The sequence below is a fragment of the Streptomyces sp. NPDC039423 genome (genome assembly GCF_055598725.1).
Map to the genome: position 1 here is coordinate 597,439 of NZ_JBVKAH010000002.1, position 23,855 is coordinate 621,293.

A 23,855-nucleotide genomic window follows, 5' to 3' on the forward strand; every position below is an offset into this window, starting at 1 on the left:
CTTAACCACGGAAACGGCGGCTTCTCCGAAGCCCCGTCTTCGTGCTGTACTTATCCGAATACGCGCGGGACCGGTTCCGACCGATCCCCCAGAGACGCCGAGAGGAGGCGATTCCAGTGATCAGCATCACCAGCAGCAACGTCAGCACCACCGCCAAAATGACCGATCGCTCGGTCGTCTCCGCCTGCTCGCTCGGCCTCTCCGGCTCGGCGCTCATCGGCACCGGTATGCCCGGCTTCGCAGCCGTGCGTCCCGCCGCCCTCCTGACGGCCCTGCCCGTCCTGGAGCGCAATGAGCGACCGACCGAGGCACTGGAAGCAGGAGTAGCAGCAGGCAAGGCCCAGGCCTATGCCTTTGCGGCGACCGGTGCCGAAACCAAGACGCAGACGCAGCAGCACCACACGATGTGGGCCTTCCGTGGGCTCGAACCCTGGAGTGATCCAGCCTGATCCCAGATCAGGCCGGCGCCTTCAGGGCCGCGGAACCCCACCCGGGATCCGCGGCCCTTCTGTTTTGCCCGAACGGGCGGAACGGACCGAAGGGGCCTCGGGACGACGCAGTACCCGGTACCAGCCCACCGGCCAACAGCCGGACCGACCAGACGAGGAAAAAGACACCGTGCAACTCGAAGCGCACGCCCCGTCCGTACCGCCTTCCGAAACGATCCCCCCGCCCGGTCTCACGGAGGACCCCACCTTGACCCCCCTCACCGCGCTCACCGCGCTCGACGACGCCATCGAGAACCTCGGCGTACCCGTCCCCTGCCGTTCGTACGACCCCGAGGTCTTCTTCGCCGAGTCGCCGGCCGACGTGGAGTACGCCAAGTCCCTCTGCCGCACCTGCCCGCTCATGGAGGCCTGCCTCGCCGGCGCCAAGGAGCGGCGTGAGCCGTGGGGCGTCTGGGGCGGTGAGCTCTTCGTCCAGGGCGTGGTCGTCGCCCGCAAGCGGCCCCGTGGCCGCCCGCGCAAGAACCCGGTCACGGCATGAACGTCCGCGCCGGAACCATCGACCGCCCCCTCACGCACGATCCCCAGAAGCAGGCCCCGATGACCTCTTCCGCCAGCGAGCCGTTCGGCTCCGCGACCCCAGCCGTCAGCACCATCAACGCGAACGCCTCGCGTCAGAACAGGAACCGTGAGATGCAACTCATCCAAGAAGCCCTGGCCCGTGCCCATATGCACGAGCGCCTGCGGGAAGCCGACGCGGAACGCCAGGCCCTGCGCCTGGTCGCCGCCCGGCGCATGCAGCGCCGCGCCGAGCGCGTGTCCATGCGCGCCCGCCGCGCGCTGGCCATGGCCGTCATGAACTAGTCACGTCCCAGTGCCGGCACGGCACTGAACACCACACGGGGACCGGTCCGCACGGGCCGGTCCCCGCGGTGCGTTGCGCACGGCCCGGGCCACCCGGCGGGGTTATCGTCTCGTAGTGAACGAGCGGACTCCTCCCCCCGCGCAGCCGGGAGCGCAGAGCGTGGTGTGCTCCCGCTGCGGCGCGACCGCCGACAGCCTCCCGGTCACCTGGACCTGTTCCATGGAGAACGGCGGCCGCCTCTACTTCTGCGACGACTGCGCCCGGGCCCACCTCAGAGCCATCGAGAGCAGACTCGACTCCTCCTGGTGGTGACCCGGGCCGGCGGCCCGCGCCCGGCCCGGGACAGGGCCACCGGGCCGGGGCGTGGTCAGGCGCGCGTCTCCGCGGGAGCCGGATCCACGTCGTCCTCCGGCAGGAAGCCGGGCAGCCACGACTCGAGTTCGTCCCGCAGCCGCACCGTCGCGTTCAGCTGGCACAGCACCCCGATGGTGCTCAGCGTCACCCGGTGGATCAGCAGGTACGACGGCGGCAGGTTGAGCTGCTTGCCCAACTGGTGGGCCGGGGAACGGATGTCCGCGATCCGGGCGGCCTGCCCCCGTATCCACTCCCGGGTGAAGGTGAACTCGTCCGCCTCCGCCGGCTCGATGATCGGCAGCAGGTACTCCAGCACCGCGTCCGGGTCGAGATCGATGTTCTCCCTGACGAAGCCCTCCTCGCGCAGCAGCGCGTACACCGCCTCGGCGTCGCCCTCCAGCGTCATGCGCAGCGAGACCCCGATGGTCTCCGGCAGGCCGCCCGGCAGCCGGTCGACGGTGCCGAAGTCCAGCACGCCCAGCCGCCAGCCCGCCACGTCCCCGTCGTCCTCCCCGGACGGCAGCAGCCGGAAGTTCCCCGGGTGCGGGTCCGCGTGCAGCAGCCCGGTGCGGGCCGGCCCCGAGAACAGGAACCGCGCCAGCAACTGCCCCGCCCGGTCCCGCTGCTCGGGCGTGCCGTCGGCGATGACCTTCGACAGGGGTATCCCGTCGATCCACTCGGTCACCAGCACTTGCTCGGACTGGTGCACCACGCCCGGCACCACCACGTCCGGATCGGCGGCGAACACCTCGGCGTGCTCCCGCTGGGCCTCCGCCTCCAGGCCGTAGTCCAGCTCCTCGGCCACCCGGTCGCGCAGCTCCGTGATCAGCGGCTTGATGTCCATGCCCGGCATCAGCGGCCCCAGCAGCCGGGCGAACCGGCTCAGCTGGGTCAGGTCCGACAACAGGGCCTCACCCGCGCCCGGGTACTGCACCTTCACCGCGACGGCCCGCCCGTCGTGCCACACCGCCCGGTGCACCTGCCCGATCGACGCGGCCGCCGACGGCTTGTCGTCGAACTCCAGGAACAGCTCCCGCCATTCACCGCCCAGCCGCTCCTCCAGCACCGCGTGGACCGTACGGGTCGGCATCGGCGGAGCGGCTTCCTGGAGCTTCGTCAGCGCCGCCCGGTAGGGCCCGGCTATCTCCTCGGGGAGTGCCGCCTCGAAGACGGACAGGGCCTGTCCGAGCTTCATCGCCCCGCCCTTGAGCTCTCCCAGCACCCGGAACAACTGGTCCGCCGTGCGCTGCTGGAGCTCCCGTCCCACGATCTCGGCGGACTTGCCACCGATCCGCTTGCCCAGCCCCCATGTGGCCCGGCCGGCGAAGCCCAGGGGCAACGCGGCCAACTTGACGGTACGGGTTACCGCCTTCCGGGGAAGATCAGACATGCGCCCCTCCAATTCCCGAACTGCCGAGCCGCGTCTGCCATCGGCGTCGCACCGTCGACCGCGGTTACCCGGCCATTGTGTCCTGCTCCCTCGCGGGCCCGGAGGGGCGCATCCACTCCGCGCTCCTCGCCGCCCCGCACGGGCACTCCGCGTGGGCCGGCAACCGCTCCGAGCGCCACTCCAGCGTCGGCAGCGACGCCTCCCAGCGGGCGCCCGTGCTCGCCGGCAGGTCCCCGTCCAGGAAGGACAGCGCGTGCGCCGCCGCGAGCCCGGCCACGGCGGCGGCGAGGCCCTGGTCGCACGCGGGCACCTTGTGCTGCCGGCCCGACCGCCACTGTGCCAGCATTCTCGGCCACACCGGGTCCCGGTCGGTCCGCTCCCGCTCCACGCACCCGGCGCAGGCCGTGCCGCCGGGCAGCACCAGCGGCCCCACCACCCCGGTCGCCTCGATCACCCCGGCGTACAGGTGGGGCGTGCCCGTGGCCACCCAGTCGTCCGCGGGCACCGGGTCCGGGGCGTACGCCGCCAGACCGTCCCGCGGAGCGACCACCACCAGCGACAGCCCGGGCTCCGACCCGGCCTCCCGCCCGCCCGGCGCCGCCCGCGGCACCCGCCCGCCCGGCGCCGACAGCCCGACCAGCCGCCGGGCCGACGCGTCACGCCGTCGGCCCACCGCCTCCGCCGGCAGCCCGCCGGGCGCCACGTCCCACGGCTCCACCCGCCCACCGTCCAGCACCTCCACCCGGCCCACCCCCGACGCGGACAGCAGCGCCGCGATGGCCGCACCCACCCGCCCGGCGCCCCTGACCTGCACCCGCATGCCCCGCCGCGCCGACAACCGCCGGGCCGCCGCGCCCGGTTCACGGTGCACGACCGACAGCGACGCCAGGTCGGCCCGCGGCCGGTCGGCCGCGTCGTCCTCCCGGCACGACGCGTCGGCCACCGGGCCGCCGGCCGTGGCGTCGTCCAGCAGCCCCGCTTCCGCCAGCCGGTCCAGCAGCGCCTCCAGCCGGCCGTCGGGCAGTCCGAGGGCCCGTGCCTCCTCCCGCAGCAGCGCCAGCCCCCGCGTGCCGTCGAACAGCGAGAGCAGGCTGCCCGTCGTCGTGTCCACCGGGCCGACCACCACCGCGTGCGCCGGTGCGGCGCCGAACTGCACGTACTGGAGATTCCGCCAGGCGCGCCGCAGCGCGGGCTTCACCATCGGATGCATATCCGCCCCCGTGATCATTTCCGCTCCCCGCCCCTCTCCGCCCGGCCCGCCGCCCCGGCCGTCGGCGATCTCAGCCATATCGGCCAACTCAGCCATCCCGGCGATCGGCGGTGGTCCGGTGGTCGTGGTGGTCGTCGATCTTTCGGCGTCAGAATGCCCGGCCGCGGTCGTCGTCGCGGAAAGTTGTCCACAGGGCAGGGGTATTAGTCGTTCAAATGGTGCAGCCTGTGGATGGATGAACGGCGAACCGTTCCCGGCTCGGGACTTCCCGTGCTGACAGCGGGTAACGTCGGGGCCGTGCCCGCCGACCCACAGCGCAGTCCGACCAGCGACCCGTCCCGCACCTCGGGGACGCGTGCGGTCGAGGTCCGCAGGAGCTCCCGGCGCCGCAGGACCGTGTCCGCGTACCGCGAGGGCGACCGGACGATCGTGCTGATCCCCGCCCGGATGTCGGAGGCGGAGGAGCGGCGCTGGGTGACCGTGATGCTCGACAAGCTGGCCGCGCAGGAGAGCAAGCGCGTCCTCGGTGACGCGGAGCTGACCGAGCGGGCGGAGCGCCTGTCCGCCCAGTACTTCGACGGCAGCGCGCGGCCCACCTCCGTCCGGTGGGTGACCAATCAGAACACCAGATGGGGCTCGTGCACCCCGGCGGAGGGCAGCATCCGCCTGTCGCACCGCCTCCAGGGCATGCCGGAGTACGTGGTGGACTACGTCCTCGTCCACGAGCTGGCGCACCTGCTGGTACCCGGTCACGGGCCCCGGTTCTGGCGGCTGCTCGAGGCCTACCCGCGCACCGAGCGCGCCCGCGGCTACCTGGAGGGCGTCGTCGCGGCGGGCCGGCTGCCGCACCCACCGGTCGCTCGCGGAGAGTGACGTTCACCGATCCTGTACCGAAACAGTCCCGACTTGGCTCATTGTCGTCGCCAGCCGTTAGCCTGGCGCGACGGATTCACACATCGGGATGGGGGACGGTCGTTACGCATGGCCAGGGAATTCCAACGGGGCCACAAGGCCAAGATCAGCGATCTCACACCCGGAACCGATCTGTACGTGGGCGTGCAGATCGCCGCTCCAGGACTGACCTTCGACATCAGCTGCTTCGGCCTGGACGCCAATGAGCAGCTCTCGGACGACCGGTATTTCGTCTTCTTCAACCAGCCGAAGTCGCCAGAGGAGTCCATCCAGCTGCTGGGTCCGCAGGCCGGGGACACCGAGTCCTTCCGCGTCACGCTGGACCGCGTCCCGCCGCAGATCCACAAGCTGTCCTTCACCGCGACGATCGACGGTGCCGGACAGATGTCCCAAGTGGGGCCCGGTTACCTCCGTATCGTCGCGGGCGGCGAGGAGGTCGCCCGGTACGCGTTCGACGGCTCGGAGTTCAGCACCGAGCGCGCGGTGATGCTCGGCGACTTCTACCTCAAGGACGTCTGGCGGTTCGCCGCCGTGGGCCAGGGCTTCGACGGCGGTCTGGAGGCGCTGCTGAAGAACTTCGGCGGCGAGGTCGCCGAGGAGGAGCCGGCCGCCCCGCAGCAGCAGCCGCAGGCCGCCGCGCCGTCGTTCGCCCCGCCCCCGTTCGCGGCCCCCGGCGCCCCGGCGGCCGCCGCACCCCAGGCGCCCCAGCCGGCCCCGTCGTTCGGCGCCCCCGTCGCACCGGCTCCCGCGCCGGCCGCTCCCGCCCCGGCGCCCGCGCCGGTGCACAGCGCGCCGACACTGGCCGCGCCCATGGCACCGGCCGCGCCGGCCCCGCCGCACCAGCCGTCCCCGTACGGCCAGCCGCCCCAGCCGTCCCAGCCCTCTCCGTACGGTCAGGTCCCCGGGCAGACGCCCCCGCCCGGCACGACCCCGCCCTACGGCCAGCAGGCCCCGTCCCCGTACGGCCAGCAGGCCCCGGCCGCCTACGGCCAGCAGCAGTACGCGCAGCCCTACGGTCAGCAGCCGCCCGCCGGAATGCCGCCCGCCGGCATGACCCCGGGCGGCATGCCCCACGGGGCGCCCCAGGGCGGCGCCGGACTGGACGCCGCACTCCAGAAGTACCGCGAAACGGCCACCGGACAGCGCTGGACACCGCAGAACCAGCAGCTCATGCGGGTCGACCTCGCGATGGGCGGCACCCCCGTCCTGGCCCGCCAGGGCAGCATGGTCATGTACCAGGGCAAGGTCGAATTCGGCTACAAGGGAGCCGGTTTCGCCGGCCGCGTCGTCGGCAATGCCACCGGCCAGGAAATGCAGCTGATGCGCTGCACCGGCCGCGGCCAGGTCTTCCTCGCCGAGGAGGGCGCCCATCTGCACCCGATCGAGCTCCAGGGCGACGGCATCTGCGTCAGCGCCGAGAACGTGCTCGCCTTCGACGAGTCGCTCCAGTACGAGGTCCGCCGCATCGAGGGCCACGGCATCCCCGGCGGGGCGCTGTTCACCATGCTGTTCCAGGGCTCCGGCACGGTCGTCGTGAAGACCCACGGCGTCCCGGTCGTCCTGCCGGTGACACCGACCACCTTCGCCGACTGCAACGCGGTGGTCGCCTGGTCGGCCGCCTCCCAGGTGATCCTCTCCAGCCAGGTCCGGCTCCGGCGCAACGCCTACCCCGGCCACAGCGGGGAGACGGTCAACCTCCAGTTCCGGGGCGCACCCGGCAACTTCATCGTCGTCCAGCCCTACGAGGTCTGAGGGAGCCCGAACAATGAACCAGCAACTCGCGGGCTACGCCCCGACCCCCGTCGTGGCCCGGATGGAGAACCACGGCCGCTCCATGCTCAAGGTCGCCATGACCTCCGGGCAGGACCTGTACGCGCGTACCGGCTCTGTCGTCGCCTACGAGGGCTTCGTCCAGTACGAGCCCAACCCGCCCGCCGTCCGCCAGATCGCCTCCCAGTGGGTCACCGGCGAGGGCGCGCCCGTCATGAAGTGCTCGGGCGACGGACTGCTCTACCTCGCCGACTACGGCGCCGACGTCGTCGTCGTCAACCTCGACAACGACGCCCTGTCCGTCAACGGCACCAATGTGCTGGCCTTCGACGCGCACCTCCAGTGGGGCGCCGAACGCGTCAAGGGCATGGCCAAGTTCGCCGGCCAGGGCCTGTGGAACGTCCAGTTCGCCGGCACCGGCTGGGTCGCCCTCACCTCGCGCGGCACCCCGATCGTCGTCGACTGCGGACGGGGCGAGGACGAGACGTACGTCGACCCCGACGCGCTCGTGGCCTGGTCGCCGTCGCTCAAGGTGAAGGGCAAGCGCAGCTTCAAGGCCTCCTCCCTGATCGGGCGGGGCAGCGGAGAGGCGTACCAGATGGCCTTCTCGGGACAGGGCATCGTCGTCGTACAGCCGAGCGAGGACAGCACCGACCGCCTGCGGGTCCGGGGCTGAGGGGGAGCGAGAACACATCATGCAGAGCCCGCTTTTCAGCCACGCCGAACAGCAGAGCCAGGACCGGTACGTCGTGCAGAACCCGCAGCTCCTGCGGGTCGCCCTCACGGGGCACGACGACGTCCTCGCCCGCAAGGGCGCCATGGTCGCGTACCAGGGCCTGATCGACTTCGACGGCGAGTACCAGAACAACAACCAGCGCCGCGCCCGCGCCAACACCGGCGAGGGCCTGGACCTCATGCGCTGCTCGGGGCAGGGCACCGTCTACTTCGCCAACCTGGCGCAGTACGTCCACGTCGTGGACGTCGACCAAGAGGGCCTGACCGTGGACAGCGCCTACGTCCTGGCGCTGGACTCCACGCTGCACACCGAAGTGATCGCCGTCGACAGCCAGTACGGCATCTCCGGCTCCGGCAAGTACCAGCTGAACATCTCCGGCCGGGGCAAGGTGGCCCTGATGACCTCCGGCCAGCCGCTGATGATGCAGGTCACGCCGGACAAGTACGTCAGCGTCGACGCCGACGCGATCGTCGCCTGGTCGACGTCGCTGCGGGTCCAGATGCAGGCGCAGACCCACTCGTCCAACGTGCGCCGCCGGCGCGGCAGCACCGGGGAGGGCTGGGAGCTGAGCTTCCTGGGCCAGGGCTTCGCGCTGGTCCAGCCCAGCGAGGTCATGCCGCCGCAGAACGCCCAGATCGGGCAGGGCCTCGGCGCGCAGTTCGGCGTCGGCCAGCACGGCGCCCACGCCCAGAACCAGAACAACGCCTGGAACTGACGTCCACGAGGGGGCGGCCGCCACGGCGACCGCCCCCTCACGCGCGCCCGGAACCCGCGCCCGGAACCGGCGCCCGGAGACCCGCTCCCGGACCCCGCTCCCGGAGACCCGCCTAGAGTGACGCCCGGGCCGCCTCGACCAGCCGCACGACCGACGTGTCGGCCACGGCCGCCACCTCGTCGTAGGGGAACCAGCGCAGGTCCAGCGACTCGTCGCTGATCGCCTCCACCGCGTCCGCCGGGGCCACCGCCACGTACTGGACGTCGAGGTGCCAGTGGCAGGGCGCCGGGATCGGGTGCCGGTCCAGCCGGGCCGGCCCGCCGGGCAGCAGCGTCAGCCCGGCGATCCCGGACTCCTCCGTGGCCTCCCGCAGCGCCGCCCCGGCGACCGTCCCGTCACGGGGCTCGCAGTGCCCGCCCATCTGGAGCCACATGCCCAGCTTCCTGTGCAGGGTCAGCAGGACCCGGCCGCGCTCCGGGTCGACCACCAGCGCGCTCGCCGTCAGGTGCCCGGCACCGCACGCCTTCCACATCCCGTCCGGGTGGGCGGCCAGGTGGTCCAGGTAGACCTGCCGCAGCTCGGCCTGGTCCTCCCGCCCTTCGTACGCCTTCAGTACGAGGACGGCGTCGTCGTGCAGGCTCACTTGTCCGTGTCGTCCTTGCCGTCGTCCGTGCTGTCGCCCTTGTCGTCGCCCTCGGGCCGGTCCTGGTTGCCGGCGGCCTCGCCGAGCATCTTGTCGAGCTCCGAGAAGTCCAGGTGCTCGCGGTGGACGAAGCCGTCGGGGTCGTCCAGGTCGGAGGCCGTCGGCAGCATGTCCGGGTGCTCCCACAGACCGTCCCGGCCGTCGACACCGCGCGCGTCCGTGAGCGACGCCCACAGCCGCGAGGCGTCCCGCAGCCGGCGCGGCCGCAGCTCCAGACCGATCAGCGTGGCGAAGGTCTGCTCGGCGGGGCCGCCCGAGGCGCGGCGCCGGCGCAGCGTCTCGCGCAGCGCGTCCGCCGACGTCAGCCGGGTCCTGGCGGCCTCGTGCACCACGGCGTCCACCCAGCCCTCGACCAGCGCGAGCGCCGTCTCCAGACGCGCCAGCGCGGCCTTCTGCTCCGGCGTGTCCTCCGGCTGGAACATGCCCTGCTGGAGTGCCTCCTGCAACTGCTCCGGGTTGGACGGGTCGAGCCCGCCGACCGCGTCCTCCAGCTTGCTGGTGTCGACCTTGATCCCGCGCGCGTACCCCTCGACCGCGCCGAACAGGTGCGAGCGCAGCCACGGCACGTGCGCGAAGAGCCGCTGGTGGGCGGCCTCGCGCAGGGCCAGGTACAGCCGCACCTCGTCCTGCGGGACGCTCAGGTCCTTGCCGAACGCCGCCACGTTCAGCGGCAGCAGCGCGGCCTTGCCGGCCGGCCCCAGGGGCAGCCCCACATCGGTCGAGCCGACCACCTCACCGGCCAGGACGCCCACGGCCTGACCGATCTGCTGGCCGAACATGGCACCGCCCATGGAGCGCATCATGCCGATCAGCGGGCCCGCCATGGCCTGCATCTCCTCCGGCAGCACGTTCCCCATGGCCGCGCCGACCTGCTCCGCGACCGGGTCCACGAGCTGCTGCCAGGCGGGGAGCGTCGCCTCGACCCACTCCGCGCGGCTCCACGCCACGGCGGTGTTCGCCCCCGACGGCAGGGACGTCACCCCGTCCAGCCACAGGTCCGCCAGGCGCACGGCCTCCTCGACGGCCGACCGCTCGCCCGGACGGACGCTCGCGTCCTTGGTGCCGTCGGGCGTGCCCTGCGAGACCGTCTGGCGGGCGATCTGCTTGGCCATGTCCCAGTTGACGGGACCGCCCTCATAGCTGAGCATCTGCCCGAGCTGCTGGAAGGCCGCCCCCAGGTCCGTGGGGTTCAGGGAGCCGAACATCGCGGCGAACGGGTTGTCCCCGCCGCCCGGCATGCCGCCGATCCCGAAGGGGTCGCCACCGGCACCCTTGCCACCTTCGGCAGGTCCCTTCTTCTTGCCTTCGTCGCCGTCCTCCGGCTCCTCCGGCGGAAGGCCGAATCCGAATGGGGTGTCACTCACGGGGTTCCTCGGCTCGTAGGGCCGCCGGCTTCCTGCCGACGGCGGCTGCCCGACAACACCACCAGCGTAGACATCCGAGCCGGATGTGGGCTCGGTGCTCCACCGGCTCATGGCCTGCGGCAGGATGGACGCCACCTGGTACGTACGCGTCATACACGTACGTACTGAAGACAACCGCTGGAGACGCCCGGTGAGTTCCCCAGATCCGCAGGTTCCCGAAGCACACGACGATGAAGTTCGCCAGAGGCGAAACAACCGAATCCCGTCCGCCGGCCGCGGCCCCGTCGTCGCGGTCACCGGTGCCGCGTCCGGCGTCGGCGACCTGCTCACCCGGCGCCTCGCGGCGTCCGAGGAGGTCAAGCAGGTCGTCGCCATCGACGAACGCCGGGGCGAGGTCTCCGAGGCCCAGTGGCACGTCCTGGACGTGCGCGACCCGGCGATCGCCGAGAAGCTGCGCGGCGCCGACGTCGTGGTGCACCTGGCGCTCGACCTCGACCTGGAGACCGACGCGGCCGCCCGTACGGCGTACAACGTGCGCGGCACGCAGACGGTGCTGACCGCCGCGGCCGCCGCGGGCGTGCACCGGGTGGTGCTGTGCACCTCCGCCATGGTGTACGGGGCGCTGCCCGACAACGACATCCCCCTCTCCGAGGACGCCGAGCTCCGGGCCACCGCCGAGGCCACCGGTGTGGGCGACCTGCTGGAGATCGAGCGCCTGGCCCGCCGGGCGCCCCGCGCCCACCCGGGTCTGAACGTCACCGTCGTCCGGCCCGCCGTCCTGGTGGGCGGCACGGACACGGCCCTGACCCGGTACTTCGAGTCGCCCCGGCTGCTGGTGGTCGCCGGATCACGTCCGGCCTGGCAGTTCTGCCACGTCGAGGACCTGGTCAGCGCCCTGGAGTACGCGGCGCTGGAGAAGGTCGAGGGCGAGTTCGCCGTCGGCTGCGACGGCTGGCTGGAGCAGGAGGAGGTCGAGGAGCTGAGCGGCATCCGCCGCATGGAGCTGCCCTCCGCCGTCGCCCTGGGCGCGGCCGCCCGGCTCCACCGGATCGGGCTCACCCCCTCGCCGGCCGGTGACCTGGCCTACACGATGCACCCGTGGGTGGTCAGCGTCGGGCGGCTGCACGACGCGGGCTGGCGGCCGCGGTGGACCAACGAGGAGGTCCTCGCCGCGCTCCTGGAGGAGGTCGAGGGCCGCCACACGGTCGCCGGCCGACGCCTCGGCCGCAAGGACGCCACCGCGGCGGGAGCCGCCGGCGCGACGGTCGCCCTGCTCGGCACGGCCGCCCTGGTCCGCCGCGCCCGCAAGCGCCGCGGCCTGTAGTCCCCGCGCGGCCGTCCCGGCGGGGCGGCCGGGCCCCCGGGTGCACCGGGGGCCCGGGGCCGGGCCGGGGCGGGTGTCTGTAGGAGGCTCCAAGGGGCGCGGGGCCGGGCCGGGGGAAAACGCTATTCCGTGATGTCCGTGCGGTGCGGCACGATGGCTGTATGGCACCCATGTACGACCACCCCGGCGAGCGCGCGGCGGCGGACCCGATCCGGCTGCTGGCGATCCGTGACACCCCGCTCTCCCTCGACGAGGTCTTCCGGGCCGTCGGCGACGACGCGGCCGGCGGGACCGCCCTCTTCGTGGGCACCGTGCGCGATCACGACGGCGGCGCCGACGTGGACGCCCTGGGGTATTCCGGCCATCCCACCGCCGAGGCCGAGCTGCGCAGGGTGGCGGAGAAGGTCGTCGCGGACTATCCGGTGCGGGCCCTCGCGGCGGTCCACCGGGTCGGCGACCTGACGGTCGGCGACCTGGCCGTCGTCGTGGCCGTGTCGTGCCCGCACCGGGCGGAGGCCTTCGAGGCGTGCCGGAAGCTGATCGACGACCTGAAGCACGAGGTGCCGATCTGGAAGCACCAGCGCTTCTCCGACGGCACCGAGGAGTGGGTCGGCGCCTGCTGAGCCCCGGGAATCCACGGCCGTCCGGTTCCGGACGGTGGGCAGGCGTCCGATTTGCGTAACCCGACCCCCGGCACGAGCGTTGAACAGACGGATGGTTAATCTGCTGATCGGTCAGTGCGTTGTGAACATGGGGACGGGAGGTCGCGATGGCAGTTCTCGCCTGGTTGCTGATTCCGCTCTTCGCCGCCATCGGTGCTGCGATATGGGGAAGCTGGGCCTCCCGCGACCGCACCACCGGTGATGTGGCCGAGCTGGCCGGCTACGCGCGCTTCCGCGAGGTGATGGAGAAGTCCCACACCGGCAGCGGTACGGCCTGACTCCCACGGCCGCCCCGTACGGACCGGCCCCGGGGGTGCACGGACACGCGCGTCCCGTACTGTCGTTCCATGCCACGCCGCACCGCGACGATGCTCGCCTCCACCCTCGTCCTCATCGCGCTGCTCTGCGCGGGAGTGTTCTTTCCGGTGCCCTACTCGGAGATGAGCCCGGGACCGACGGTGAACACCCTCGGCGAGGCGGACGGCGAGCCGGTGCTCCAGATCTCCGGCCACAAGACCTACCCCACGACCGGTCACCTCAACATGACCACCGTCAGGGTCACCGGTGCGGACTACCGGATGAACCTCGTGGAGGCCGTCTACGGATGGCTGGCCCACGACAGCGTCGTGGTGCCGCACGACACGCTCTATCCCAACGGCAAGACCGAGGAGCAGTCGACCCAGGAGAACGCCGAGGAGTTCAGCCAGTCCCAGGAGAGCGCCAAGGTCGCCGCCCTCGGACAGCTCGGCATCCCGGTCGCTTCCCGCGTGATCGTCTCCTCCGTCCAGAAGGACAGCCCCGCCGAGGGCACGCTGCACGCGGGTGACGTGATCAAGGCGGTGGACGGCACGGCCGTCAAGGCGCCGGAGGACGTGGCGAAGCTCGTCACCAAGCACCGGCCGAAGGAACCCGTCGTCTTCACCATCGTCCCGGCGAAGGACGCGGCGGCCGCCGAGAAGGCGGGCCGGGAGCCCGCCACGACCGAGCGGGTCACCCTCACCACCAAGACCTCCGACGAGGGCGACCGGGCGATCGTCGGCATCCAGGCCGGGACCGACCACACCTTCCCGTTCGCCGTCGACATCAAGCTCGCCGACGTGGGCGGCCCGAGCGCGGGCCTGATGTTCTCCCTCGGCATCGTCGACAAGCTGACCCCCGGGGACCTCACCGGCGGCAAGTTCGTCGCGGGCACCGGCACGATCGACGACACGGGCAAGGTCGGTCCGATCGGCGGTATCGAGATGAAGCTCGTCGGGGCGCGGAACGCGGGCGCCAGGTACTTCCTGACGCCCGCCGACAACTGCGCCGCGGCGGCGTCCGACATCCCGGACGGACTCACCCTGGTCAAGGTCGACACGATCAAGGACGCGATGACGTCCCTGGAGAAGCTCCGCAAGGGCACCACCACCGGCCTGCCCGGCTGCTCCAAGAGCTGAACGGCCGGCGCGCGGGCCGCACGGCACCGCCGCGCCGCGCGGCCGCCCCCATGCCGCACCGCCGCGGGCGGGCCGCCCCCCGAGCCGGCCGGGCCCCCCGCCGACCGGCTCCGGGGGCCGCCGCCTCAGGACTCGAACGTGGCGGCCAGCGCCTCCGCGAGGCCCGGGACCAGGTCGGCGCCGGTGAGGACCTCGGTGGGGGAGTCCTTCTCCCGCAGCCGGAGGGCCGACTCGCGGGCACCGTCGCGGAGGACCGCCACGGTCATCCGGACCTCCTGACGGTCCGGGTGGGCGGCGACCCACTTGGCCAGCCCCGCCTCGTCGAGGCCGTCCGGGACGGAGGCCTCGGCGGACGGCGGGAGCATCAGCCGCTCCACCGTCATCGCGCAGCCCGCCACGGCGTCGGGCCAGGCGATGGTGCCGAGGAACTCGTCGAGCGGCCGGCCGGCCGGGATCTCGTCCTGCTCGATCGGGGTGAGCGGGGCGGCCGTCTCATCGGCGCCGAGGCCGAGCTGGGCGGTCAGGCCGGGCTCCTGGGAGCGCAGCCGGGCGGTGTCGACGAGGGCGAAGAGCCGGGCCGGCTGGTCCCAGCCGAGGCCGGACGCGTACTCGTCGATCTCGAGCACCGCGCGGGTCAGCGGGCTGGCGGCCATCGGGGGGCCTGAGGGGGAAACGTTGGACATGGTCAATATCCTGCCTCCTTTCGACCCCGAGGCGGGAACTAGGTAAAGCCTCAGTAAGTTGCATCAGTGGGCTCTACGATCGCTGGGCCTGCTACACCACACGACCGCGAACTCGAGGGGCGCACGTTGGCTTTCCAGATGCCGGACCGCGGCGGAGGCCCGACCGGGCCACGGATCAGAGTCGGCCGGCCGTCCCGGCGGGCCCGTACCCTGCTCATGACACTGGGTGTGCTGGCCGTCCTGGCCATGCTCTTCGTCATGTTCGCCGGGTTCTGGACGGACTGGCTGTGGTACAGGTCGGTCAATTATTCGTCCGTCTTCACCACCACCCTCTGGACCAAGATCGGCCTGTTCGCCGTCTTCGGCCTGCTGATGGCCGTGGCGGTGGGACTGAACATCTGGCTCGCGCACCGGCTGCGCCCGCCGCTGAGCGCGATGTCGCTGGAGCAGCAGAGCCTGGACCGGTACCGGATGGGGCTCGCCCCGTACAAGAAGTGGGTGCTCCTGGCGCTGACGGCCCTGATCGGGCTGATCGCCGGTGCCTCCGCCTCCGGTCAGTGGCGCACCTGGCTGATGTGGGTCAACGGCGTGTCCTTCGGGCAGAAGGACCCGCAGTTCGGCCTGGACGTGTCGTTCTTCGCGTTCGACCTGCCCTGGTACCGGTTCCTGCTGGGCTTCGGCTTCGCCGCGACCGTGCTGTCGCTGATCGCCGCCGCGCTGACCCACTACCTGTACGGCGGCCTGCGCATCACCAGCCCCGGCGCCCGCGCCACCGCGGCGGCGACCGGGCACCTCTCGGTTCTGCTCGGCGTCTTCGTCTCGCTGAAGGCGGTCGCCTACTGGCTCGACCGGTACGGCCTGGCGGTGAAGTCCAGCGACTTCAAGGCGACCGGCAACTGGACCGGCCTCCGGTACGTGGACGCCAACGCCTACCTGCCCGCGAAGACCATCCTCTTCTGCATCGCCGTCATCTGCGCCGTGCTGTTCTTCGCGACGCTCTGGCGCCGCACCTGGCAGCTCCCGGTCATCGGCTTCGGCCTCATGGTCCTGTCGGCCATCCTGATCGGCGGCCTCTACCCGGCGATCGTGCAGAAGTTCCAGGTTCAGCCGAACGAGCAGGCCAAGGAAGCGCCGTACATCGAGAAGAACATCGACGCGACGCGCAAGGCGTACGACATCGACCAGACCAAGCCGGAGAACTACTCCGGCAAGTCCACGGTCAAGGCCAAGGACAAGCTCCGGGCGGACGCCGACTCCGCCGCCAGCTACCGCCTGGTCGACCCCAACATCGTGTCGCCGACCTTCCAGCAGCTCGAGCAGCGGCGGAAGTACTACCAGTTCCCGACCACGCTGGACGTCGACCGGTACCAGGGCAAGGACACGGTCATCGGTCTGCGGGAGCTCAACATCAGGGGCATCCCGAAGCGGAACTGGATCAACGACCACTTCACCTACACCCACGGCTACGGCGCGATCATGGCCACGGGTACGGCGACCGACGCCAACGGCTCCCCGGTCTTCACCGAGTCCGGCCTGCCCACCAGCGGCCAGACCCCGAAGTACGAGCAGCGGATCTACTACGGCGAGAAGACCGAGCAGTACTCGATCGTCGGCGGCCCGCAGAAGGAGCTCGACTACGAGGAGAACGGCGAGAAGACCACCAGCTACCAGGGCAAGAGCGGGGTCAACCTCGGCAACGCGTTCAACCGGGCCGCTTACGCCGTGGCCTTCAGCGAGCCCCAGATCCTCTACTCGGGTGCCATCGGCGACGGGTCGCGGATCCTGTACAACCGCACGCCCAAGCAGCGTGTCGAGGCGGTCGCCCCCTGGCTGACCATCGACGGTGACGCGTACCCGGCGGTCATCGACGGCCGCATCCAGTGGATCGTCGACGCCTACACGACCACGAACGGCTACCCGTACGCGTCCCGTACGACGCTGGGGGACACCACCACGGACTCCCTCACCGCCGGCAACCAGACGCGCGCGGTCGTGGCCCAGCAGAACCAGGTCAACTACATCCGCAACTCCGTGAAGGCCACCGTCGACGCGTACGACGGCACGGTGAAGCTGTACCAGTGGGACACCAAGGACCCGGTCCTCAAGACCTGGATGAAGGCGTTCCCCGGCACGGTCGAGCCCAAGAGCGCCATCAAGGCGGACCTCCGGGAGCACCTGCGCTACCCGCAGGACATGTTCAAGGTCCAGCGCGAGCTGCTGACCCGCTACCACGTCCAGGACGCCGCGCAGTTCTACAGCGGCAGTGACGCCTGGCAGGTGCCGGACGACCCGACGAACAAGGACGGCAACGCGGTCCCGCCGTACTACCTGAGCATGAAGATGCCCGGGGACACGAAGCAGGAGTTCGCGCTGACGACGACGTTCACGCCGAACGGCCGGCCCAACCTGGGCGGCTTCATGGCGGTCGACGCCGACGCCAACAGCAAGGACTACGGCCGGATAAGGCTGCTCAGGGTCACGCAGGACGTGCCCGGCCCGGCACAGGTGCAGAACAAGCTCAACAGCCTCCCCTCCGTGGCCCAGTTCGTGCGTGACCTCAAGGGTGCCGACTCCGACATCCAGTACGGCAACCTGCTGACGGTGCCGCTGGACGGCGGCTTCCTGTACGTCGAGCCGATCTACGCGCAGGGCCGCAACGCTCTCTACCCGCTGATGCGGAAGGTGGCCGTGTCGTACGTGGACGCGGACCAGCCGGAGGGCGACACCACCAAGGACACCACGGTGTTCGAGGACAACCTCGCCAAGGCGCTGAACGCGGTCTTCGGGGTGGAGGGCGAGACGCCGACCACGCCGCCGCCGAGCGACCCGACCAAGCCCCCGGTCACCGGTGACGCCGCGCTGGCCCAGGCGATCGCGGACGCCCAGAAGGCGTTCGCGGACAGTGAGGCGGCTCTGAAGAAGGGCGACTGGACCGCGTACGGCAAGGCGCAGGACGAGCTGGCCGCCGCGTTGCAGCGGGTCGCGGACGCCGACGCCCAGCGCAAGGCCGACGCCGGCAAGAACGCCGACGGCAAGCCCGCGGCCGGGGCGGCCAAGCCCGCGGCCGGCGCCGGTACGGCCGGGGCGGCCAAGCCCGCCACGGGCGGCTGAACCACCGGCGCCCCCGCCCGTCCCCAGGGGCGGGCGGGGGGCCCTCCGGGTCGTGATACGGTAGTGACACAACGACGCGGGGTGGAGCAGCTCGGTAGCTCGCTGGGCTCATAACCCAGAGGTCGCAGGTTCAAATCCTGTCCCCGCTACTGAAGACAGGGGCCCGGATCCTTTCACAGGATCCGGGCCTTTGTCGTGTCCGTCGTCCTCCCCCGGGCAGGAGAGTCCGGGTGGGTGGGATCCGGTCGCGGGGACGTCCCGGGGCTCATGTGAAGAACGGCCCTGAGGGGGGCAGTTGAGGTGAGACGTGTTTGACTTGTCTCCCTGTGGGCATGTCGACAAAACGCTGAAGTGACCTCACTGGCTGCGGTATACCAGGTGTACGCGGGTAGCAGGTGGTGCGACGATGGGAATTATGGGGGACAGGGCAACTCTGTTGGAAACAGGGCGGTTTGTGCAGCGGTACACCGATAGCGCCGCGGATGTGATGAGCGACGCCGCCATGGAGACCACCGCCATGGACAGCGCCGAGTCCGGCGACCCCGTGGAGATCGAGGAGCGCCACCGCCGCGCCGCCGAGAACGGCGACACCGCCGCCATGAGCGTCCTCGGAGCCCTGCTGCTGCGCCGCGGCGACCTCGACAGCGCCGAGCCCTACCTGCGCGGCGCCACCGCCGAGGGCGACCGCGCCGCCGCCAACAACCTCGGTGTCCTCCTCCATCAGCGCGGGTACGCCGACGAGGCCGCCGGCTGGTGGCGCATCGCCGCCGTGGCCGGGTCCGCCGCCGCCGCCCACGCCCTGGGCCGCCACTACCGCGAGCGCGGCGACGAGCCGGCGGCCGAGTACTGGCTGCGCCAGTCCGCCGAGCAGGGCCACGCCCTCGGCGCGTACGCCCTCGCCGACCTGCTGGAGCACCGCAGCGACGTGGGCGCCGAGCGGTGGCTGCGCGCCGCCGCCGAGCAGGGCCACCGCGAGGCCGCGTACCGCCTGGCCAGGTCCCTGGAGCGCAGGGCCCAGGCGCGCCCCGCCGACGACCCCGCCACCGGCACGGCCACGGGCACCGAGACCGCCGAACAGTGGTACCGCCAGGCAGCCGCCCGCGGTCACCGCCGGGCCGCCCTGCACCTCGGGGCGATCCTCGAACGGCGCGGCGAGCTCAAGGAGGCCGGCCGCTGGTACCTGACGTCCGCCAAGGACGGCGAGTCCCGCGCCGCCTGCGCGCTCGGGTTCCTGCTCCGTGACGCGGGCGACGAGGAGAGCGCCGCCGTCTGGTGGCTGCGCGCCGCCCAGGACGGCGACGGCAACGCCGCCAACGCGCTGGGCGCCCTGCACGCTGCCCGCGGCGAGCACCAGACGGCCGAGCGCTGGTACCGCGCGGCCACCGACGCGGGCGACGTGAACGGCGCGTACAACCTCGGGCTGCTGTTCGCCGCCCAGAACCGGGTCGCCCAGGCCGAGCAGTGGTACCGCCGCGCCGCCTACGCGGGGCACCGCGAGGCCGCCAACGCCCTGGCCATCCTGCTCCTCCAGAGCGGCGACCCGAACGGCGCGGAACCGTGGTTCTCCAAGGCCGCCGAGGCGGGGAGCGTCGACGCCGCGTTCAACCTGGGCATCCTCCACGCGGGCCGGGACGACGACGCGACGGCGCTGAGCTGGTACGAGCGGGCCGCCGCGGCCGGCCACACCGAGGCCGCCCTCCAGGTCGGCATCGCCCGCCTCCGGGACGGCGACGAGCAGGAGGCCGAGCGCCACCTGCGGTGCGCCGCCGGCGGGGGCAGCGCCGAGGCCGCGTTCCGCCTCGCCACCGTGCTCGACGCCCGCCAGGCGCCGGCCGGGCCGCCCGCGCTGGGCGAGCCCCAGGCGCCCAAGAGCGAGTGCGAGGAGTGGTACGAGCGCGCGGCCGAGCAGGGTCACCGCCGCGCCCAGGTGCGGGTCGGCATGCTGGCCGCCGCCCGCGGGGACAGCGCCGAGGCGGCGCGCTGGTACCGCGAGGCCGCCGAGGCGGGCAGCCGCAACGGCGCCTTCAACCTGGGCCTGCTGCTGGCCCGCGACGGCAACGAGCGGGAGGCCTCGCTCTGGTGGTCCCGGGCCGCCCGGGCGGGCCACGGCCGGGCCGCCCTGCGCCTGGCACTGCTCGCCGCCCGCCGGGGCGAGCTCACCGAGGGCCGCCGCTGGTGCGCGCGCGCCGTCGAGCTGGGCCCGGCGGAGGTCGCCGAGCGCGCCGCCCGGCTCAGCGAGGCCCTGCACCAGGAACTCACGGCCTGACCGCCCCCGGGCGGTGCCCCCGGCGCCGGCGGGGCCCCTGGAGAGGCGGGCGGGCCCTGCCAGGGGGCCTCTTCGGTAAGGCGGGCTTATGGATTTGCGCTGGTCCACGCGGTCCCGTAAGGTTGTGTTCATCGACGCGGGGTGGAGCAGCTCGGTAGCTCGCTGGGCTCATAACCCAGAGGTCGCAGGTTCAAATCCTGTCCCCGCTACTGAAACCGAAGGCCCGGATCCTCAGGATCCGGGCCTTCGGCGTTCCCGGGCGGGCGGCGGCATCGGCACACGAGGCGGCGCATCGGCACATCCGTGCGCCGGCCCGGTCATGACGAAGCCCCCGGCGCGATGGCGTCCGGGGGCCTTGTCGTACGGAACGGGATGTCAGGCGGAGGCGCAGTTCGGGCAGACACCCCGGTAGGTGACCTCGACGTCCGAGATCGTGAAGCCGAAGCGCTCCGTCGCCGGCAGGTCCTCCAGCGGGTTGCCCGTGGGGTGCACGTCGCGGATGGCGCCGCACTGCGCGCACACCAGGTGGTGATGCGGCCGGTGGGCGTTCGGGTCGTACCGCTTGGCGCGACGGTCGGTGGAGACCTCCAGGACCTCACCCAGCGTCACCAGCTCACCCAGCGTGTTGTACACCGTGGCGCGGGAGATCTCGGGCAGCCGCTCCACCGCGCGCGCGTGCACCTCGTCGGCGGTCAGGTGGACGTGGTCCCCGTCGAGGACCTCGGCCACGACACGTCGCTGGGCGGTCATGCGCCAGCCGCGTCCGCGCAGTCGTTCCAACAGGTCACTCATGAAAACCAGCCTAACAGCAGGGGACCCAAGTCCCGAATCGGTGTGGCTTTGGAAGCGGGCTTGACTTAGACAATGTCCATTGTAGGATCGGGGACGGCATTAGCCAAGGGACAGGACTTGCAGGACACCGCAGGATTCACGCAGGAGGCGCACGTGACGCAGGGACCGCTCACCACGGAGGCCGGAGCGCCGGTCGCCGACAACCAGAACAGCGAGACCGCGGGCGTCGGTGGTCCCGTTCTGGTCCAGGACCAGCTGCTGCTGGAGAAGCTCGCGCACTTCAACCGCGAGCGCATCCCGGAGCGCGTGGTCCACGCGCGCGGCGCCGGTGCGTACGGCACCTTCACGGTGACCGCGGACGTCACGCAGTACACCCGGGCGGCATTCCTGTCCGAGGTCGGCAAGCAGACGGAAACGTTTCTCCGCTTCTCGACCGTGGCGGGCAACCTCGGCGCGGCCGACGCGGTCCGCGACCCGCGCGGCTTCGCGCTGAAGTTCTACACCGAAGAGGGCAACTACGACCTCGTCGGCAACAACACCCCGGTGTTCTTCATCAAGGACGCCATCAAGTTCCCCGACTTCATCCACACCCAGAAGCGCGACCCGTACACCGGCTCCCAGGAGGCGGACAACGTCTGGGACTTCTGGGGCCTGTCGCCGGAGTCGACGCACCAGGTGACCTGGCTGTTCGGCGACCGCGGCATACCGGCCAGCTACCGTCACATGGACGGCTTCGGTTCCCACACGTACCAGTGGAACAACGAGGCCGGCGAGGTCTTCTGGGTCAAGTACCACTTCAAGACCGACCAGGGCATCAAGTGCCTCACGCAGGACGAGGCCAACAAGCTCGCCGGTGAGGACCCCGACTCCCACCAGCGCGACCTGCGCGAGTCCATCGAGCGCGGTGACTACCCGTCCTGGACCGTCGGCGTGCAGATCATGCCCGCCGCCGAGGCCGCCACGTACCGCTTCAACCCGTTCGACCTCACCAAGGTGTGGCCGCACGCGGACTACCCGGTCGTCGAGATCGGCAAGCTGGAGCTCAACCGCAACCCGCAGAACGTCTTCGCCGAGGTCGAGCAGTCGATCTTCTCCCCGGCGCACTTCGTGCCCGGCATCGGCCCCTCGCCCGACAAGATGCTCCAGGGGCGGCTGTTCGCGTACGGCGACGCCCATCGCTACCGCGTCGGGATCAACGCCGACCACCTGCCGGTGAACCGTCCGCACGCCACCGAGGCGCGCACGAACAGCCGGGACGGCTTGCTCTACGACGGCCGCCACGCGGGGGCCAAGAACTACGAGCCCAACAGCTTCGGCGGTCCGGCCCAGACCGGTCGCCCGCTGTGGCAGCCGGTGTCCGTCACCGGGGTGACCGGCGACCACGAGGCTCCGGTCCACTCCGAGGACAACGACTTCGTCCAGGCGGGGAACCTCTACCGCCTGATGACGGAGGAGGAGAAGGACCGCCTGATCGCCAACCTGGCGGGCTTCATCGCCAAGGTCTCGCGCGACGACATCGCCGAGCGGGCGATCAACAACTTCCGCCAGGCGGACGCGGACTACGGCAAGCGGCTGGAGGCCGCGGTCCAGGCCCTGCGCGGCTGACAGCACTGGATCGCTTGTCGTGAGCGGAGGGCCGGCTCCCGGACGTGTCCGGGGGCCGGCCCTCTCGCGCGTCCGCTACCCGGCCGTCAGGGTGGCCGGCCGCAGCCGCACCGGGGCCCAGCAACGGATGATGTCGCGGACCGAGACGATGCCGACCGGTCCGCCGTCCTCCAGCACGATCAGGTGCCGGAAACCGCCGTGGGCCATGGCCCGGGCGGCCTCCTCCAGGGTCCAGCCGGGTGCCGCGAAGACGACGTCGGTGGTGGTGTGCGCGCCGGCCGTCTCCAGGTCGGGGTTCTGGCCGGATCCGACGGCCACGAGGATGTCGCGTTCGGTGAGGATGCCGAGGCCGCTGGTGTCGTGGTCCAGGACCACGGCCGCGCCGACGCGGCGCGCGGCCATCAGTGCTGCTGCCTGACGGAGGGTGTGTGCGGGGCCGATGGTGAGGACCACGGTGCTCATGGCGTCACGGACGAACATGGACGGAGCCACCTCCTTGAGGAATCCCCGCACGGGCCCGCGCGAGACCGCACGCGACCGTACGAGAAGGGATTCACAAGTTCACAAGCGGGGGGACTCTTAGAGTGGCAGTGATCGCGCGCGTCAACAAGGGGTGTGCGCCACGTGGCGCACGCACGCCACTACGCATCGTGCCGGACCGGCCTCGCCGGGCGGCCCCGGCCTGCCGGGCCCCGCCCGCTCAGGAGGCGGGGTTCAGGTAGCCCAGCAGTTCCTCGTGGAGCAGGCCATTGGACGCCGCCGCGTTGCCGCTGTGCGGGCCCGGCTTCCCGTCCAGCCCGGTGTACGAACCGCCCGCCTCCTGGACCACGATCGCGGGGGCCGCCATGTCCCACAGGGACAGCTCCGGCTCCGCGCAGATGTCCACCGACCCCTCCGCCACCATCATGTACGGCCAGAAGTCGCCGTACCCCCGCGTCCGCCAGCACGCGCGCGTGAGGTCCAGGAACCCTTCCAGCCGCCCCTGCTCCTCCCAGCCGCTCAGCGAGGAGTACGCGAAAGAGGCGTCGGACAGCTCGGCCACCTTCGACACCTGGATCCGGGTCGCCGACGTCAGGCTCCGCCCCGTGTACGCGCCCAGCCCCTTCGCCGCCCACCAGCGGCGGCCCAGCGCCGGTGCCGACACCACGCCCACGACCGGCTGGAACCCGCCCGGGCCCGCCTCCATGAGCGCGATCAGCGTCGCCCACACGGGCACCCCGCGCACGTAGTTCTTGGTGCCGTCGATCGGGTCGATGACCCAGCGGCGCGGACCGGTGCCCTCGACGCCGTACTCCTCGCCCAGGATCGCGTCCCGCGGCCGCGCCCGCTGGAGCTGGCCCCGCAGCAGCTCCTCGGCCGCCTTGTCCGCCTCGCTCACCGGCGTCATGTCCGGCTTCGTCTCGACCTTGAGGTCCAGCGCCCGGAACCGGTCCATCGTGGCGGCGTCGGCGGCGTCCGCGAGGACGTGGGCGAGACGCAGGTCATCGTGGTAATCGGCCATGGCCCGACTC

Annotated in this window: 23 protein-coding genes and 2 tRNA genes; 17 read left to right on the forward strand and 8 right to left on the reverse strand. The window is 71.9% G+C overall.

From position 1 onward, the window contains the following. Positions 1-116 precede the first annotated feature (116 nt). The 4 genes from ACZ7LK_RS08730 (at position 117) to ACZ7LK_RS08745 (ending at position 1,623) form a co-directional block, all read left to right on the forward strand. Positions 117-449 (forward strand): hypothetical protein, encoded by a 333-nt coding sequence (locus ACZ7LK_RS08730; RefSeq protein ID WP_392272174.1) that lies wholly within the window; start codon positions 117-119, stop codon positions 447-449. 169 nt (positions 450-618) lie between these two features. Then, positions 619-987, forward strand: coding sequence for a WhiB family transcriptional regulator (locus ACZ7LK_RS08735; RefSeq protein WP_073754157.1), 369 nt, complete (start codon positions 619-621; stop codon positions 985-987). Continuing rightward, entirely contained in the window at positions 984-1,310 is a 327-nt protein-coding gene (locus ACZ7LK_RS08740) for a hypothetical protein (protein ID WP_392272173.1), read from the forward strand. Before ACZ7LK_RS08735 ends, ACZ7LK_RS08740 begins: the two co-directional genes overlap by 4 nt. Positions 1,311-1,425: 115 nt before the next feature. Next, a complete protein-coding gene (locus ACZ7LK_RS08745) occupies positions 1,426-1,623 on the forward strand; it encodes a hypothetical protein (protein ID WP_392272172.1) in 198 nt (65 codons plus the stop codon). 55 nt (positions 1,624-1,678) lie between these two features. On the opposite strand, the gene ACZ7LK_RS08750 is transcribed toward ACZ7LK_RS08745, so the two are convergent. Together ACZ7LK_RS08750 and ACZ7LK_RS08755 are read right to left on the reverse strand one after the other, a co-directional pair. After that, positions 1,679-3,055 carry an ABC1 kinase family protein gene (locus ACZ7LK_RS08750; RefSeq protein ID WP_392272171.1) on the reverse strand — a complete coding sequence of 459 codons (1,377 nt, stop codon included), beginning with the start codon at positions 3,053-3,055 and terminating at the stop codon, positions 1,679-1,681. A 64-nt stretch (positions 3,056-3,119) separates the two neighbouring features. Continuing rightward, on the reverse strand, positions 3,120-4,265 hold the full coding sequence (locus ACZ7LK_RS08755) for a ThiF family adenylyltransferase (RefSeq protein ID WP_392272170.1): 1,146 nt from the start codon (positions 4,263-4,265) through the stop codon (positions 3,120-3,122). Positions 4,266-4,562: 297 nt separating this feature from the next. Here ACZ7LK_RS08755 and ACZ7LK_RS08760 point away from each other — a divergent pair, with 297 nt between their 5' ends. From ACZ7LK_RS08760 to ACZ7LK_RS08775, 4 genes are all read left to right on the forward strand, one after another. Further along, entirely contained in the window at positions 4,563-5,138 is a 576-nt protein-coding gene (locus tag ACZ7LK_RS08760; RefSeq protein ID WP_392272169.1) for a M48 metallopeptidase family protein, read from the forward strand. A 108-nt stretch (positions 5,139-5,246) separates the two neighbouring features. Next, entirely contained in the window at positions 5,247-6,929 is a 1,683-nt protein-coding gene (locus tag ACZ7LK_RS08765) for a TerD family protein (RefSeq protein WP_471139181.1), read from the forward strand. A gap of 13 nt (positions 6,930-6,942) precedes the next feature. Continuing rightward, complete coding sequence (locus ACZ7LK_RS08770; protein ID WP_392272167.1) at positions 6,943-7,623, forward strand: AIM24 family protein; 681 nt, start codon at positions 6,943-6,945, stop codon at positions 7,621-7,623. Between the two features lie 19 nt (positions 7,624-7,642). Further along, positions 7,643-8,398: an AIM24 family protein gene (locus ACZ7LK_RS08775; protein ID WP_392272166.1), complete on the forward strand. Its 756-nt coding sequence runs from the start codon at positions 7,643-7,645 to the stop codon at positions 8,396-8,398. 112 nt (positions 8,399-8,510) lie between these two features. Here the strand turns inward: ACZ7LK_RS08775 and ACZ7LK_RS08780 are convergent, their stop codons facing one another. Together ACZ7LK_RS08780 and ACZ7LK_RS08785 are read right to left on the reverse strand one after the other, a co-directional pair. Beyond that, the gene (locus tag ACZ7LK_RS08780) at positions 8,511-9,041 is read right to left on the reverse strand and encodes an NUDIX hydrolase (protein WP_471139184.1); all 531 of its coding nucleotides are present in this window, start codon (positions 9,039-9,041) and stop codon (positions 8,511-8,513) included. Beyond that, positions 9,038-10,465, reverse strand: coding sequence for a zinc-dependent metalloprotease (locus ACZ7LK_RS08785; RefSeq protein ID WP_471139187.1), 1,428 nt, complete (start codon positions 10,463-10,465; stop codon positions 9,038-9,040). The genes ACZ7LK_RS08780 and ACZ7LK_RS08785 overlap by 4 nt, the downstream gene beginning before the upstream one ends. A gap of 190 nt (positions 10,466-10,655) precedes the next feature. Here ACZ7LK_RS08785 and ACZ7LK_RS08790 point away from each other — a divergent pair, with 190 nt between their 5' ends. The 4 genes from ACZ7LK_RS08790 to ACZ7LK_RS08805 all read left to right on the forward strand — a co-directional run bounded on the left by ACZ7LK_RS08790 (position 10,656) and on the right by ACZ7LK_RS08805 (position 13,887). Then, positions 10,656-11,789 carry an SDR family oxidoreductase gene (locus ACZ7LK_RS08790; protein ID WP_392272163.1) on the forward strand — a complete coding sequence of 378 codons (1,134 nt, stop codon included), beginning with the start codon at positions 10,656-10,658 and terminating at the stop codon, positions 11,787-11,789. Between the two features lie 161 nt (positions 11,790-11,950). Beyond that, positions 11,951-12,412 carry a molybdenum cofactor biosynthesis protein MoaE gene (locus ACZ7LK_RS08795; protein ID WP_392272162.1) on the forward strand — a complete coding sequence of 154 codons (462 nt, stop codon included), beginning with the start codon at positions 11,951-11,953 and terminating at the stop codon, positions 12,410-12,412. Positions 12,413-12,558: 146 nt separating this feature from the next. Further along, a complete protein-coding gene (locus ACZ7LK_RS08800; protein ID WP_392272161.1) occupies positions 12,559-12,729 on the forward strand; it encodes a hypothetical protein in 171 nt (56 codons plus the stop codon). A gap of 69 nt (positions 12,730-12,798) precedes the next feature. After that, the gene (locus ACZ7LK_RS08805; protein WP_471139192.1) at positions 12,799-13,887 is read left to right on the forward strand and encodes a YlbL family protein; all 1,089 of its coding nucleotides are present in this window, start codon (positions 12,799-12,801) and stop codon (positions 13,885-13,887) included. A 125-nt stretch (positions 13,888-14,012) separates the two neighbouring features. On the opposite strand, the gene ACZ7LK_RS08810 is transcribed toward ACZ7LK_RS08805, so the two are convergent. Beyond that, positions 14,013-14,570: a PPA1309 family protein gene (locus ACZ7LK_RS08810; protein WP_471139195.1), complete on the reverse strand. Its 558-nt coding sequence runs from the start codon at positions 14,568-14,570 to the stop codon at positions 14,013-14,015. A gap of 138 nt (positions 14,571-14,708) precedes the next feature. Between ACZ7LK_RS08810 and ACZ7LK_RS08815 the strand changes: the two genes are divergently transcribed. The 4 genes from ACZ7LK_RS08815 to ACZ7LK_RS08830 all read left to right on the forward strand — a co-directional run bounded on the left by ACZ7LK_RS08815 (position 14,709) and on the right by ACZ7LK_RS08830 (position 20,156). Next, positions 14,709-17,681 (forward strand): UPF0182 family membrane protein, encoded by a 2,973-nt coding sequence (locus tag ACZ7LK_RS08815; protein ID WP_392272674.1) that lies wholly within the window; start codon positions 14,709-14,711, stop codon positions 17,679-17,681. Between the two features lie 75 nt (positions 17,682-17,756). After that, positions 17,757-17,830, forward strand: a tRNA-Met gene (locus ACZ7LK_RS08820). Between the two features lie 257 nt (positions 17,831-18,087). Continuing rightward, positions 18,088-19,947, forward strand: a complete 1,860-nt coding sequence (locus ACZ7LK_RS08825; RefSeq protein ID WP_392272158.1) for a tetratricopeptide repeat protein — start codon at positions 18,088-18,090, stop codon at positions 19,945-19,947. Between the two features lie 135 nt (positions 19,948-20,082). Next, positions 20,083-20,156 (forward strand) — tRNA-Met (locus tag ACZ7LK_RS08830). A gap of 166 nt (positions 20,157-20,322) precedes the next feature. Here ACZ7LK_RS08830 and ACZ7LK_RS08835 read toward each other — a convergent pair. Next, positions 20,323-20,739: a Fur family transcriptional regulator gene (locus ACZ7LK_RS08835; RefSeq protein ID WP_392272157.1), complete on the reverse strand. Its 417-nt coding sequence runs from the start codon at positions 20,737-20,739 to the stop codon at positions 20,323-20,325. Between the two features lie 153 nt (positions 20,740-20,892). Here ACZ7LK_RS08835 and ACZ7LK_RS08840 point away from each other — a divergent pair, with 153 nt between their 5' ends. Beyond that, complete coding sequence (locus tag ACZ7LK_RS08840) at positions 20,893-22,344, forward strand: catalase (protein ID WP_392272156.1); 1,452 nt, start codon at positions 20,893-20,895, stop codon at positions 22,342-22,344. A 75-nt stretch (positions 22,345-22,419) separates the two neighbouring features. Here the strand turns inward: ACZ7LK_RS08840 and ACZ7LK_RS08845 are convergent, their stop codons facing one another. Then, on the reverse strand, positions 22,420-22,824 hold the full coding sequence (locus ACZ7LK_RS08845; protein WP_392272155.1) for a CBS domain-containing protein: 405 nt from the start codon (positions 22,822-22,824) through the stop codon (positions 22,420-22,422). A 220-nt stretch (positions 22,825-23,044) separates the two neighbouring features. Beyond that, entirely contained in the window at positions 23,045-23,845 is an 801-nt protein-coding gene (gene hisN, locus ACZ7LK_RS08850) for a histidinol-phosphatase (RefSeq protein WP_392272154.1), read from the reverse strand. Positions 23,846-23,855 lie beyond the last annotated feature (10 nt).

What these genes read in the sequence shown, in the direction of transcription:
- ACZ7LK_RS08810 (WP_471139195.1), bottom strand. Translation starts at nt 14,570, where the DNA reads ATGTCCAACGTTTCCCCCTCAGGCCCCCCGATGGCCGCCAGCCCGCTG.
- ACZ7LK_RS08845 (WP_392272155.1), bottom strand. Translation starts at nt 22,824, where the DNA reads ATGTTCGTCCGTGACGCCATGAGCACCGTGGTCCTCACCATCGGCCCC.
- hisN (WP_392272154.1), bottom strand. Translation starts at nt 23,845, where the DNA reads ATGGCCGATTACCACGATGACCTGCGTCTCGCCCACGTCCTCGCGGAC.
- ACZ7LK_RS08800 (WP_392272161.1), top strand. Translation starts at nt 12,559, where the DNA reads ATGGCAGTTCTCGCCTGGTTGCTGATTCCGCTCTTCGCCGCCATCGGT.
- ACZ7LK_RS08755 (WP_392272170.1), bottom strand. Translation starts at nt 4,265, where the DNA reads ATGCATCCGATGGTGAAGCCCGCGCTGCGGCGCGCCTGGCGGAATCTC.
- ACZ7LK_RS08795 (WP_392272162.1), top strand. Translation starts at nt 11,951, where the DNA reads ATGGCACCCATGTACGACCACCCCGGCGAGCGCGCGGCGGCGGACCCG.
- ACZ7LK_RS08815 (WP_392272674.1), top strand. Translation starts at nt 14,709, where the DNA reads ATGCCGGACCGCGGCGGAGGCCCGACCGGGCCACGGATCAGAGTCGGC.
- ACZ7LK_RS08805 (WP_471139192.1), top strand. Translation starts at nt 12,799, where the DNA reads ATGCCACGCCGCACCGCGACGATGCTCGCCTCCACCCTCGTCCTCATC.
- ACZ7LK_RS08765 (WP_471139181.1), top strand. Translation starts at nt 5,247, where the DNA reads ATGGCCAGGGAATTCCAACGGGGCCACAAGGCCAAGATCAGCGATCTC.
- ACZ7LK_RS08825 (WP_392272158.1), top strand. Translation starts at nt 18,088, where the DNA reads ATGGGAATTATGGGGGACAGGGCAACTCTGTTGGAAACAGGGCGGTTT.
- ACZ7LK_RS08770 (WP_392272167.1), top strand. Translation starts at nt 6,943, where the DNA reads ATGAACCAGCAACTCGCGGGCTACGCCCCGACCCCCGTCGTGGCCCGG.
- ACZ7LK_RS08775 (WP_392272166.1), top strand. Translation starts at nt 7,643, where the DNA reads ATGCAGAGCCCGCTTTTCAGCCACGCCGAACAGCAGAGCCAGGACCGG.
- ACZ7LK_RS08750 (WP_392272171.1), bottom strand. Translation starts at nt 3,055, where the DNA reads ATGTCTGATCTTCCCCGGAAGGCGGTAACCCGTACCGTCAAGTTGGCC.
- ACZ7LK_RS08740 (WP_392272173.1), top strand. Translation starts at nt 984, where the DNA reads ATGAACGTCCGCGCCGGAACCATCGACCGCCCCCTCACGCACGATCCC.
- ACZ7LK_RS08835 (WP_392272157.1), bottom strand. Translation starts at nt 20,739, where the DNA reads ATGAGTGACCTGTTGGAACGACTGCGCGGACGCGGCTGGCGCATGACC.